This is a genomic window from Duodenibacillus massiliensis (genome assembly GCF_900128485.1).
Classification (GTDB): domain Bacteria; phylum Pseudomonadota; class Gammaproteobacteria; order Burkholderiales; family Burkholderiaceae_F; genus Duodenibacillus; species Duodenibacillus massiliensis.
On sequence record NZ_LT635860.1, the window covers coordinates 356,074 to 368,371 of the forward strand.

A 12,298-nucleotide genomic window follows, 5' to 3' on the forward strand; every position below is an offset into this window, starting at 1 on the left:
AATGCATACCTCACCGATCAGGCTACAATGCCCGTCATGCGTTGGGGGTATCGGCTGAAGCCGATTGAGACAAACCCTTCGAACTTGACCCGATTTATATCGGCGGAAGGAAACGCGGACACGTCCGGAAGACGCCGTCTCCCCTCGTCCCCAATCCCTCTTTCCGCCTTTTCTGTTTGGAGCCCGCGATGGCTGAAACAACCAAAAAGGCCGCAATATCAGTTACCGAAATAAAGTCCGAAACGGCTGCGCAACGCCCGAGCAATGCCGCGCGCGCAAGTTCCACCGGGATATTGCCGGGCTCACGCCGCATCTACGTTGAAGGCAGCCGCGGTATCCGCGTTCCGATGCGCGCCATTGACCTTGCTGAATCCAAGCTCCCGGAAGGTAAAACCGAAGTCAATCCCCCGATCTTTGTCTACGATACCTCGGGTGACTTCGGTGACCCCGCCAAAACCGTGGACATCACGAAGGGCCTCACCGGCCTGCGCACGCCCTGGATTCTCGGGCGCGGTGATACGGAAGAACTTTCCGGCATGACAAGCGCTTACGGGAACGAGCGGGCTCAGAAAGCTGAACTCGACGCCATCCGATTCAACCGCACCTCTTCCATCCGCCGCGCGGCGGGGAAAAAGGCGGTTACGCAGCTTGCCTACGCCCGCGCCGGCATCATCACCGAAGAGATGGAATTTGCTGCGATCCGCGAAAACAACAACCGCAGGACCTATGAAGAAAGCCTGCGGGATGTCTCACCGCGAAGCCGCGCCTTTTTGCTGCAGCAGCACCGGGCCGGTCATACTTGTTTTGAAGTCCCCAAAGAAGTAACGCCTGAATTCGTGCGGCGCGAAATTGCCGCAGGCCGCGCAGTGATTCCCTGCAATATCAATCACCCCGAATGCGAACCGATGGTGATTGGCCGGTCCTTCCTCACCAAGATCAACGCCAATATCGGAAACTCAGCGCTCACGTCCGACATCAGTCAGGAAGTTGAAAAGATGCTTTGGGCGACGCGCTGGGGCGCAGACACCGTGATGGATCTTTCCACCGGCAAAAATATCCACGAAACCCGTGAATGGATTGTCAGGAACAGCCCGGTTCCGATCGGAACGGTTCCCATGTATCAGGCCCTTGAAAAGGTCAACGGCAAAGCCGAGGCCCTCACCTGGGAACTTTACCGCGACACCCTTATTGAACAGGCTGAACAAGGCGTTGACTACTTTACGATTCACGCGGGGCTTCGCCTTCCCTTTATTGAGCTCACGGCGGGGCGCCTGACCGGCATTGTCTCCCGCGGGGGGTCGATTATGGCCGTCTGGTGCATGGCCCACAACGAGGAGAACTTCCTCTGGACGCACTTTGACGAGATCTGCGACATTTTGGCCGCTTACGATGTGACCGTGAGTCTCGGGGACGGCTTAAGACCGGGCTGCATTCACGATGCCTGCGACAGCGCCCAGATGGCTGAACTTGCGGCCTTGGGCGAACTCTGCCGGAGAGCGCAGGAACGTAACGTTCAGGTCATTATCGAAGGCCCGGGCCATATTCCGCTGCAGCGCGTGGAAGAAAACGCCGAAGCCGAAGAGCAGCTCTGTAACGCCGCGCCTTTTTATACATTGGGACCGCTTGTCACCGACATCGCGCCCGGGTACGACCACATCACAAGCGCCGTCGGGGCTTCCGTGATCGGAGCCGCAGGAACCGCCATGCTCTGCTACGTCACACCGAAGGAACATCTGGGGCTGCCGGACAAAAACGACGTCAAGGACGGCATCATCACCTACAAAATCGCCGCGCACGCCGCAGACCTCGCCAAGGGCATCGCCGGCGCGCAGATCCGGGACAACGCCATGAGTAAGGCGCGCTTTGAATTCCGCTGGTACGATCAGTTCAATATCGGGTTTGATCCGGAGAAAGCCAGAAGCTTTCACGATCTGACGCTGCCCAAGGAAAGCATGAAGACCGCGCACTTCTGCTCGATGTGCGGCCCGAACTTCTGCGCCATGCGCATTACCGAAGAAGTCCGCGACTGGGCGAAAAAACGCCGTTCCTAAGCCTCGGAAAACCTATAATGCCCGGACAAAAACCGGGCTTTTTTATTCCGCCCGAAAAGGATCAAACGCATGTCTGCCGCCTGGATTTATCTCGCTGTGGCCGTTCTCGTCGAAGTTACCTGGGGACTGAGCCTTAAAGCCGCCGCCGTCATGGAACTTGGTAAATGGTTCTGCGGCGTCACCGTGGGTCTGAGCCTTTTAAGTATGTGGCTTCTGATCCTTGTGATGCGCGACCTGCCGGCCGGTCTGGCCTACGGGATCTGGACGTGCCTCGGGACCATAGGAATCACGCTCGGCGGCTGGCTTCTTTTTAAGGAAACGCTCACGGGCGGGCAGATCTTTTTTCTGGCGCTCTGTATCACGGGGGTTGTGGGCCTCAAGCTCACATCGGCATAGAAATATCCGTTTTCACAGAATTTCCCGCAGGAAGCCCGGGGCTTGAGCCCCGGGAGGAATGCGGGAAATTCTGTAACGGCCTACCTTTTTTGTCCGAGGGAATCACGCTCACAGCGTGTCTCGGATGCGCGCTGATTCTCATCGGCATTGTAGCTACCGACAGCGGACTTCAGAAAAAAGATTAATAATCAAAGCACTGTAAGAAACTACTGTAGTACCGGCAGCGATATAGTATTTTCTGTTTCACTTAAACAGACATTACTTATATAAAAATCCTCTGCAAAATCATATTGCTTTCAGCTCAAAAGACAAATAAAACCGGTAAGCCCGGTCAATACGAACAAAGCGCCGGTTTAAGGCGTTTTATTTGCGTTCTGAAACCCGTTACCCGATCGTCAGCAACGAGAAAAATCACGCAGAAACAATGGTCTGCTGTCACTGCTGAGCACAACAGCGCCATTTCGCACAGTCCTGCAGCGGTAGCAGGTGCCGTGGCGACAGATACCTCGATACCGTGTCATCTAATTTAGAGACTGACTATCAATTCTAGTTCGTACAGGCATGAGCGGCGTCCGAACCAGAGCAGCTGCCGCAGGGCGGCGAAGTTTTAGAAAAATCCGGGCTTGTCCGGGGCTAAACAGAGGACAAAAGACCGACAGCGAGACTTCAGAAAACTAATTATTTGTTTTATTCAAATTGTTATGCCGGTTAATTTGTCTTATAGAGCCTGTTAGATCGAAATTGCAATCAGCGGACTGGCAACTTAACCGCGGAATTTGAGGGAAGTTGATTATTCGTCGGGTTTGCGAGATAATTATCATAATAGTGAATGTTATACCTTTTAAGCATTTTTATTTAAATTATATGAGACCCTCTGTTGCAGTTGAAGAATCTTTGTCAGTGCTCGGTAACAATATAAAAGTCGCCCGGCTCAAGCGCCGCCTCCCCCAGACCGAGCTCGCCGAGCGCTGCGGCATCAGTTTGTCGACTTTGGTGAAAATAGAAAACGGCAATTGCGGCGTTGCCATCGGAGCCGTGGCTTCCGTCCTCCTCGCCTTAGACTTGGGAACCCCATTTTCTGAGATTGCCAAGAGTGATCCCCTGTCGGTGACGTTGGAACAGGAACTTTTGCCAAAACGGATCCGCCGTTCGACAAAGGGAGTCTGACCGTCATGACGTCCGAAACCTCCGCCCGGGAAATTTGGCTTGCCGGAGAGACACCACGCCGTATCGGTTCGCTTCTCTGGAGCGCCGACAGCGAACGGATTACGACGGCGGCCTTCCGTTACGATGCGGCTTGGCTGAAATCCGGTTTTTCCCTTGGGTCTGATCTGCCGCTCACTGACAAAACCTTTTCGGTGAATCTCACGCCGGGTCCCGCCGGAGGCGACAATCCCCCTTTCCTCTTCATTCGGGATTTGCACCCGGGGAGCTGGATCAGGGACCTGACAGCAGCAGCGCATTTAAACGGCCTCAAACTGCCTCAATCTGCGTCAGCACTCACTGAAGACCATCTCTGGGCCTTCAGTGGCCACGAAAATGACCGTTTCTCCGGCCTTCGGCTTCCCCTAACCGGTTCAATTCAAAGGAATTTCACGGGCGACCCCTTTGAGAAAAAAACGCTGCAGAAAATTCTCACTTTATTGGATGATCTGAAGCACGATGCGCGGCGCTTCAAGACGCCGGATCTACAGCTTGCACTTGACTTATGCACTGATATCGGGGGAAATTCACCCAAAGCCTTGATCAAAGCAGCTGGTAAAACCGATGGCGGCTGGGTTATGCGGCCCGCTGACACGTCAGAAGGCTTTAACACCGCCCGCTGGCACGCGGTGACGATAGAGCTTGCCCGCCAGTGCGGGCTCAAAACCCTTGCCTTTCAATATCTTCCGGGGCCTTTAAATGGAGCCTACCTCGAGGAGCGCTTTGACCGGTCTCACAACGGCACGCCCCTTATGGCCCTCTCCGCGGCAACGCTGGTGACCCCGCGCGTCAATATCAGGACCGGAAAACCCGTGCTGCCAACCTATCTTGATATCGCCGATATCCTCAACCGGGACGGCGCTGATACCAAAACGGATCTCCGGGAGCTCTTTGCTAGGCTCCTTTTTAACACCCTCACGGGTAACGGCCGCGACAAGCTCACCGACTTCTTTTTTATCCGCGCTCCGTATGGCTGGCGGCTTGCTCCGCTCTCAGCGCCGCTTGTCAAACCGGCCTTTATGAGTGTCCGGCTTCTGCAGACGCCGATCCGGGGAACCGACCCCGTGGCCGAACCCGAGACAGCGGTTTCCGTCGCCCGGTATTTCGGTGTTCCTACCGGCGATGCTAAGGAACTTCGCCTTACGTTTCAGAAGATATTAAGCAGCTGGTCTCATACTGCCCGAAGTCTTGAGGCAACCAACGCAGAGCTCGAACTGATGGAAAGATCGTTTGCCTGATAAAAACAAGTATTTTCTGAAATGATTCCTGACCTTCTACTTGCAAATACAAAACCCGCTTCTTTCAGTCACTCAACGTCCTTTTAAAGTATTTTCTGATTTGTTTAGTTTCTTTATACTTTAACGTATGTCCGGTTCTGATTTTGGCCTACACCTACAGTCTTGTTTTCATCGCCCGTGCCGTGAACGACCTGGGAAACGTCAGCCGCTCGCGTATGAGAAAAAGCGAGACCGGTAACACTAAAACCGGGCCGCAGGCCTGAATTTCACCCGCAAACCCCGTTTCTACGGTGTTTTGCCTAAAAATTTCAGGGGACTTCAGGGCTCGCCTGGGCTATACTCGGTTCCTGATCTCACGGAAACCTGTTGTTACAAGCCAATCGGGTTTTCATTGTGAGCCGTCCTTTTCTCCGTGATCCGGACACCGGACGGCTGCGCCGGACGTTTCATACCCCTGACGGAAACGTCGATTTTCCTGACGTCGGGCTCACCTGTGCCCGGCGGATGTGCCTGCGCACCCCCAGGAAATGCTGCAAAAGAACAAAAATTTCGGGTGATTTCCCATGGAACATAGTAATAAAAACCGATTTATAACCATCGGTCTGATGCTCTTTGCCCTCTTTTTCGGAGCAGGCAACCTTATTTTCCCGGCCGCAATGGGCCAGGTCGCGGGTGAAAACCTCGGCTGGGCTTTGCTCGGCTTTTGTATCACGGGTGTAGGCCTGCCGCTTTTGGGCGTCATGGCCATCGGCTACTCCGGCTGCCACGACCTGCATCAGGTCGCCAACCGCGTGCACCCGATGTTCGGTATTTTCTACACCATCGTCTGCTACATGGCGATCGGCCCGTGCTTTGCCGTTCCCCGTACCGGCACCGTCTCCTTTGAAATCGCCGTGCGGCCGTTCCTCGCTGCGGAATTTGCCGACATTGCGCTCCCGATTTTCCTTGCGGTCTTTTTTGCCATTGCTTTCTGGCTTTCGGCTTCGCCCTCCAAAATCGTGGACCGCGTCGGTAAGTTCTTAACGCCCCTCCTGGTCCTTGCGCTTTTGATCCTCATCGTGAAGTCGATCATTACGCCCCTGGGAGCCCCGCAGGCTGCAAGCGCCAATTACGCCACTCCCGTGATCGCTGCGGTTCAGGGGGTACTCGACGGCTACAACACCCTGGACGCCATCGCCTCACTCGTGTTTGCAACGCTTGTTGTGACGGCCGTGAAAGAGGCCGGGTTTGAAAATTCCGGGCACGTGGCGCGTGAAGTCTATAAGTCCGGGCTTTTGGCGGGTGCGTTCCTTGCCGTCATCTACATCTTCATCGCCCGCATCGGCGCGGACAGCGTGGGTGTGATCGGCATGCAGGACACGGGTGCCCCGGTTCTCACCAAGAGCGCTCAGGTTCTTATGGGCGACACCGGTGCCATGGTGCTTGCGGCCATCGTGCTTTTAGCGTGCCTCACAACCGCAATCGGCCTGATCACCTGCTGCTCGATTTACTTCCGTGCGTTGACGGGCCGCTTCTCCTACGTCACCTGGTGCGCGCTCTTTACGGTGGTGAGTTACTTGATCGGCCTCTTCGGTCTGAAGACGATCATCGTTTCCACGATTCCTGTGCTGATGTTCATCTACCCGCTGTGCGTGGCGCTCATTGCGCTGGTGTTTTTGCACAAGTTCTTCGGCGGCCGTCAGTGCGTTTACGCCTGGACCGTGGGTCTCACCTTCATCATGGCCGCCATTAACGGTCTTGAAACCGCGAAGGTCCCCTTGGGCGGCATTGAAACGTTCCTGCAGACCTATGTGCCGCTGCACACGATCGGCCTCGGGTGGATTCCCTTTGCCGTGGTGGGCTTTGTGATCGGCTTTATTCAAAAGAGCATGACGCCTGCAAAGGCCTAAAAACCAAGTCTTAAACCAAAATCGGGAGCTTTCGGGCTCCCGATTTTTTTGTGCAGCGGTCGTGGTTCAATAAGTCAGACGCCGCGTCCAGTCTTCACACATGCCGCTTTCAAGACGCTCCCGCGTCTTTTCCTGCCAGCGCGCCGAAAGCCCTTTAAGAGCCAGAAGTTCCGTGAGAAGCTCTCTGTTCATGGGATCCTCCCACCAAAGCCGCAGCACCCGATCCACACTCCACGCAGGATTCGGGCGCTCGAGAAGTTCCGCTTCCTCGCCGGCATCCACCGTCCCTGTTTCCAATACCCGCCAGTACCAGCCGCAGCGGCGGGGTTGCTGCCCCTTCCCGGCCAAAACCCCGCTTCCGCCCCCCCTTTGGGCTGTTCCCCCGGGCCCTCNTCACCGATGCAGACGTCGCCTTCTGCAACGCCCGTCGTTGAAAGGTTTTCGCCGAAGGCGCCCGGAACAAAGCGCTCCAGTGCCTCAGGATGCGGCTCGCGCCAGAAGCCGTAGCTTTCAGCCGGATACTGGTGCACCGCCTTATCGGGCCCGCCGTGCACGTGCGTGTGAAACTGCTCGTCACCCGTAAAACCGGTGGGCGTCAGCTCAACCGGCCCGGTGACAGCCTCTTTAGCAATCGCTGTGCGGCGCTCAGCGCCGTCATAGGTGCCGATCGACTGAGAACGCCCGACGCGGACACTCCCAATAACAAAAAACGGTTTTTCCATGGATTCTCCGAAAGAGGTAGCGGATTTGGCCTGAGTCTAACTCCAAAGGCAGAGGCGAAACGCGTTCGTGCCCCCTAAACTTAAAAGATAACCCCCGACTCCGTGAGGAAAGACGATGTCCGGCGAACTCATTGACACTGCGGCCGCAGGCGGCGCAGCCCGTGCTTCTCAAACGCTTCCCGCCACACTGGCCATGAGTTTTCTTGCGGGTGCCTACATTGCACTGGGCGGCTTTCTTGCCGTGCGCTGCGGCGCGATGCTGCCGTGGGAGGTCTGGGGCTCGATGGGAAAACTCGTCTTTGCCATGGTCTTTCCCCTGGGACTGATGCTCACCGTCATCTGCGGGGCGGATCTTTTTACCGGCAACTGCTTAAGCCTCACGGCTGCCTGGGAGAGGAAAACCGTCAGTATCCTTGAGGCCACGCGCTCAGGCGTACTTTCCTGGATCGGTAACTTTGCGGGTGCCCTTTTTGTGGCGTGGGCAATGGCCGTTGCAAGCGGCCTTATTTTCGAGACGGCCGGAAACACCATGCCTTGGGCTGCGTCGCTTGTGAAACTTGCCAACGCCAAAACAGCCCTTCCCTTTGATGAAGCCTTCTGGCGGGCCGTAGGCTGTAATTGGCTTGTGTGTCTGGCGGTCTTTGCCGCCTACAGTGCCAAGGACACGGCGGGCAAAATCGTCGCGCTCTGGATTCCGACCATGGCTTTCGTGGCTCTCGGGATGGAACACTGTGTCGCCAATATGTTTTTCATTCCGGCGGCACTGATGACCGCGGCCGATCCTCGCTATGCGGCACTGGCTGCTGCCGGTCAGGTACCGGAACTCACCGCCACCGTCAATACCTTTCTCATTGACAACCTCATCCCCGTAACGCTCGGCAATATCGTGGGCGGCGCGGTACTGGTTGCCGGGTTTTACTGCTTCATTAAACGGGCCCGCTGACAATGGCCGAAAAAGTATTTCCTGAAATAATCATTTTGTTTTGCATCACAACTTAAACACTGCGCAAAAACGCGTCATTGGCAGGCCGGCTCTGACGCACAACACCATCGCGTAACGTCACGGAACCGTGTTTGCCCGCGCCCTGCACGACAAAGCACTCCTCGGCCGTTCAGCACTTGAACGGCTTCACGCACGGCAATCGCATCCTCTGGGCTCACGCCGCCGCGGCGGATAAACCATTTCTGCAGCCCTTCACGCGCCCGGAAGGGATACCCCTCAAACGCACAAAGAAGAAAGACGCCGACCAAAAGGCTCTCACGGATGCCATCGGGTTCATCGGCTACAAGGGCCGACAGGGGCGCTAAGACGGCCTCCGGGACGCCCAGGCCCGCCAAGCCCGAAAACCGGGTCGGAAGCCGGATTCTTTCCGTTCTTGCCGCCTGAATCCTCAGAGTTTCCACGGGTGTGCGGCCCGTGAGCTGTTCCACAAAATAACGCGTCGCAAGCATTGCGCTGCCTCCTATGACCGTCTCTCGTTTCTTCGATCTTAGGAAGCAAAAAGGACTTCTTTCAGTTATTCTCAAAAAACCTGAGAAACATTCGACGCGCGTCAAAGTGCTCATGAAATCATTGATCTTTGATACTCAAGTCCTGCCCGAAGGCGTCCGCAAAAAAGTCGGCTGCGCGTTGGGCGGGCTTTAAGGCGCTCCTGACGGCGGCGTCCCAGAAAGCTTTGTCCCTAAACAACCCGCGCTTGAAAGCGCGGGGTTTCCTGACACGGTGCAGGCTTTCCCGTAACAGGCAAGGTTTTTGAGGCCTTGTCTGCCCGGGCGTCCCCTGCACCACAGGAACATTTAAAACGCAACCGCTCTACGGCTACGGGCTTCATCAGCTCGATCCGTCGGTTCCGGCGAAGGACTGCTTCGTCTTGCCGATTCGCTGGTTTGTACTGCACTATCGATCCGGCGTTCCCTGAGACTTGTTTGAGCCTCGCAAGCGCTGATTGCTCAGCCTTCAGATCGTAGCTGTCAGTGGCGGGATCCGCAAAATACAGGTTCATGGCGGCCGCGACATCGCGGTCCATGTACCAGCCCGTGTCTCCCAACTGATGACTTCTCTCCCAAAGAGCCTTCTTACGGTACGTTCCCGTTTCGGGATCGTGCTGACTCGGGCGCAGTTTTGCGGGGACTGACTTCCTCCACACAACAGCCGGCGCTTTCAGCCTTACTTGTCATCCGGGTTATCAATCCTGCAATACCGCTTTTGCCCAAACTCTTGCCGTATCCGGCTCTCTGAAATGCTTTGTGTGAGTTCTTCTCCACAATGACGGTGCCGGCCCGGCCGAACACCTGGTTAATCACTTCGCCGTGCAGGCAACGGCGGGTTTGCGCCTGGCGGCGGTACAGATCCGCAAGTTTTGCCTTTGTTGCCTTATAGGTCTTGGATTCCTTCCAGACAATCTTTTTTCCGGCAGCTTTAACGGTGCCGTCCGCGTTGTAGCACTCCCGATTCGTGTCTCTGCGGGAGCGGTCCATGACACGTAAAAGACGCGCAATCTCCTTTTCCTGAGAGACAGTGCCCGCGCTCACCAAAATCTTTTGCTGCCACTCGGGGCTGTAAAAAGTCATGGTCCTCGGGCCCGGGTCAACAGCCACCTTGAGATCCTTGGGAGCATAAACGTGCTTGACGGGCGGTACGCCCTCGACAATGAGCTGAACAAAGTAGCGCATACGGCCGCGGATCATCCGCCGGACAAGACGGCAGTATTTGACACGCTTAAAGCCGGACGGATCTGTTGCTGAAAGAAGCGCTTCTTTCTGCCTGGCATCCGGGGCTTCAGCCTTTATCACCAGATCCAGAACCTCGAGCGTCCACGTCTTGGCCTTCCAACGCAACCCTGTTTTGTTTGATTTTCCCTCAACGCTGTGCAAGCCCCGTTTAGCACTCTTAAACCGCGGCCGACCGCCCTGATGAAGCAGCCGGCGCTCAATGCCCTGCCAGACACGTGTGGCAATTTTCTGCGCTTCGTTGATGCCGATGCGCTTTGTAAAGCCGCCCTTGGCACGGTGCTCTTTCACGACATCATGCAGGGCATACTCGGAAAGGAGGGCGGACTTCTGAATTTCCTTAAACCGCTTGTTGCGGTCTTTGCCCTTGGGCATCGCGGCCGTCAGCTTCCATGCTTCAGTGCTTTTCATGGCGCGCACGCGTTTCTTTGCCGTTCCGAGAACAGCATTGAAGAGCTGGCGTGCATCGGAGAAGTAGGTCTCCAGTGCACTTTCCTGATCCTCTCCGATTTTCAGGCCCAGCTCGATGACAAGGGACGGTGTGCGCGATTTCATAGCGGCTGAATATACCTTAAGCGAAAACTATGTGCATGGTTTGGCTGCGTTTGGGCCAAGGTTAAAAAAATTCGAAAGCCCGCATTCCTCCCGGGGCTCAAGCCCCGGGCTTCCTGCGGGAAATTCTGTGCATAATTGCCGCATCTTCGTTTCCGTCATGCAACAACAGGAATCACCATGTCTGAAGGCGTTTTGAACCGTTTTTTAAAGTACGTCCGCTATGACACCCAGTCCGTGCGAGAAAGCGACACGGAACCGTCTTCGGCCAAAGAACTTGTTCTCGCCGAAGAACTCGTCAGGGAACTTAAGGACCTCGGAATCACTGATGCCCGAATCGGCAAAGGCGGCGTTGTTTACGCAACGATTCCCGCAACAAAGGGCTGTGAAGAGTGCCCGGCCGTGGGGTTTATTGCGCATATGGATACGTCGCCTGACGCAAGCGGCACGGACGTAAAGCCCCAGATCCTGCGCTTTACAGGTGATGACGTTCTTCTTAACGCTGAAAAAAACATCGTCTTTCCCGTGAAAAACTTTCCGGAAATTGCGAAATACAAGGGCGAAGACATTGTCTTTACGGACGGCACTACGCTTTTGGGGGCAGATGACAAGGCCGGCGTTGCCGCTGTCATGGCCATGGCCGAGTACATCACCAATCACCCCGAAATCCCGCACGCCAAGCTTTGCATCGGCTTTACCCCGGACGAAGAAATCGCCAAGGGGACCGTGAACTTTGACATTGCTGAGTTCGGAGCTGCCTACGCCTACACCTTTGACGGCGGCGAGGCGGGAACGCTTGAGACGGAAAACTTTAATGCCGCCACGGCCGTCGTGACGGTTGAGGGCGTGGGTGTGCACCCGGGCCTTGCCAAAAACAAGATGGTAAATTCCCTGCGCTACGCCGCCAAATTCATGGAGATGCTCCCCGCGGATGTGTCGCCTGAGTGCACCGAAGTGCGCGAAGGCTTCATTCACCCCGACATGATGCAGGGTAACGTCGTCAAAACCGTGATCCGCATTCTCGTGCGTGACCACGACAAGGCGCTTTTTGAAGAAAAGAAGGAACTTCTGAAAACGCTCGTTGCGAAGATGAACAGCCTCTGCCCGCAGGCTCCGACCACGATCACGATCAAGGACAGCTACGAAAACATGAAGCCCTACCTTGATAAGGCACCGAAGGTTGTGGAACTCGTGCGCCTTGCGTACGAAAAGGCCGGACTCACCCCGATTGAAGAGCCGATCCGCGGCGGCACCGACGGTGCGCGTCTTTCCTCCCTCGGCCTTCCCTGCCCGAACGTCTTTACGGGCGGCATGAATTTCCACGGCATCTATGAATGCATCCCGGTGAAGTCACTTGAAAAAGCCGCGGACGTCGCCGTGAAGATTGCTGAGGTTTCAGCGACCGTAAAGTCACTCGCGTAAATAATCCCCACACCAGGCAGCCGCAATAAAGGGCTGCCGAGATCTCCTCATTGCCCGCGGTCCTGCAAATAAAGCCGCGGGCTTTTTTCATTTGA

General features: G+C 55.8%; 12 protein-coding genes, 1 pseudogene and 1 riboswitch. Of the genes and pseudogenes, 9 read left to right on the top strand and 4 right to left on the bottom strand.

The window, feature by feature from the left end:
- The first annotated feature begins 33 nt into the window (after window positions 1-33).
- Window positions 34-128, top strand: a riboswitch (TPP riboswitch).
- 60 nt (window positions 129-188) lie between these two features.
- From thiC to brnQ, 5 genes and pseudogenes are all read left to right on the top strand, one after another.
- A pseudogene (thiC, locus tag BQ7486_RS07170) lies at window positions 189-2,033 on the top strand (phosphomethylpyrimidine synthase ThiC); the annotation flags it as partial.
- Between the two features lie 87 nt (window positions 2,034-2,120).
- The gene (locus BQ7486_RS07175; RefSeq protein ID WP_074009516.1) at window positions 2,121-2,447 is read left to right on the top strand and encodes a DMT family transporter; all 327 of its coding nucleotides are present in this window, start codon (window positions 2,121-2,123) and stop codon (window positions 2,445-2,447) included.
- Window positions 2,448-3,347: 900 nt separating this feature from the next.
- Window positions 3,348-3,614, top strand: a complete 267-nt coding sequence (locus BQ7486_RS07180; RefSeq protein WP_235836754.1) for a helix-turn-helix domain-containing protein — start codon at window positions 3,348-3,350, stop codon at window positions 3,612-3,614.
- A gap of 5 nt (window positions 3,615-3,619) precedes the next feature.
- A complete protein-coding gene (locus tag BQ7486_RS07185) occupies window positions 3,620-4,888 on the top strand; it encodes a type II toxin-antitoxin system HipA family toxin (RefSeq protein WP_074009517.1) in 1,269 nt (422 codons plus the stop codon).
- Between the two features lie 563 nt (window positions 4,889-5,451).
- Window positions 5,452-6,777: a branched-chain amino acid transport system II carrier protein gene (gene brnQ, locus BQ7486_RS07190; RefSeq protein ID WP_074009518.1), complete on the top strand. Its 1,326-nt coding sequence runs from the start codon at window positions 5,452-5,454 to the stop codon at window positions 6,775-6,777.
- Window positions 6,778-6,843: 66 nt separating this feature from the next.
- Here the strand turns inward: brnQ and BQ7486_RS11470 are convergent, their stop codons facing one another.
- Together BQ7486_RS11470 and BQ7486_RS07195 are read right to left on the bottom strand one after the other, a co-directional pair.
- On the bottom strand, window positions 6,844-6,969 hold the full coding sequence (locus BQ7486_RS11470; protein ID WP_084765774.1) for a 3-alpha domain-containing protein: 126 nt from the start codon (window positions 6,967-6,969) through the stop codon (window positions 6,844-6,846).
- Complete coding sequence (locus BQ7486_RS07195; protein WP_084765776.1) at window positions 6,966-7,499, bottom strand: MOSC domain-containing protein; 534 nt, start codon at window positions 7,497-7,499, stop codon at window positions 6,966-6,968. The genes BQ7486_RS11470 and BQ7486_RS07195 overlap by 4 nt, the downstream gene beginning before the upstream one ends.
- Window positions 7,500-7,614: 115 nt before the next feature.
- Here BQ7486_RS07195 and BQ7486_RS07200 point away from each other — a divergent pair, with 115 nt between their 5' ends.
- The 3 genes from BQ7486_RS07200 to BQ7486_RS11720 all read left to right on the top strand — a co-directional run bounded on the left by BQ7486_RS07200 (window position 7,615) and on the right by BQ7486_RS11720 (window position 9,144).
- Window positions 7,615-8,442, top strand: a complete 828-nt coding sequence (locus BQ7486_RS07200) for a formate/nitrite transporter family protein (protein ID WP_074009519.1) — start codon at window positions 7,615-7,617, stop codon at window positions 8,440-8,442.
- Between the two features lie 131 nt (window positions 8,443-8,573).
- Entirely contained in the window at window positions 8,574-8,807 is a 234-nt protein-coding gene (locus tag BQ7486_RS12125) for a hypothetical protein (protein WP_143183090.1), read from the top strand.
- A gap of 157 nt (window positions 8,808-8,964) precedes the next feature.
- Entirely contained in the window at window positions 8,965-9,144 is a 180-nt protein-coding gene (locus BQ7486_RS11720; protein WP_143183091.1) for a hypothetical protein, read from the top strand.
- Between the two features lie 37 nt (window positions 9,145-9,181).
- Here the strand turns inward: BQ7486_RS11720 and BQ7486_RS07210 are convergent, their stop codons facing one another.
- Window positions 9,182-9,646 (bottom strand): hypothetical protein, encoded by a 465-nt coding sequence (locus BQ7486_RS07210; protein ID WP_143183092.1) that lies wholly within the window; start codon window positions 9,644-9,646, stop codon window positions 9,182-9,184.
- Window positions 9,576-10,784 carry a hypothetical protein gene (locus BQ7486_RS07215; RefSeq protein ID WP_074009521.1) on the bottom strand — a complete coding sequence of 403 codons (1,209 nt, stop codon included), beginning with the start codon at window positions 10,782-10,784 and terminating at the stop codon, window positions 9,576-9,578. The genes BQ7486_RS07210 and BQ7486_RS07215 overlap by 71 nt, the downstream gene beginning before the upstream one ends.
- A gap of 177 nt (window positions 10,785-10,961) precedes the next feature.
- Here BQ7486_RS07215 and pepT point away from each other — a divergent pair, with 177 nt between their 5' ends.
- Window positions 10,962-12,203 carry a peptidase T gene (gene pepT / locus BQ7486_RS07220; RefSeq protein ID WP_074009522.1) on the top strand — a complete coding sequence of 414 codons (1,242 nt, stop codon included), beginning with the start codon at window positions 10,962-10,964 and terminating at the stop codon, window positions 12,201-12,203.
- The last annotated feature ends 95 nt before the right edge of the window (window positions 12,204-12,298 follow it).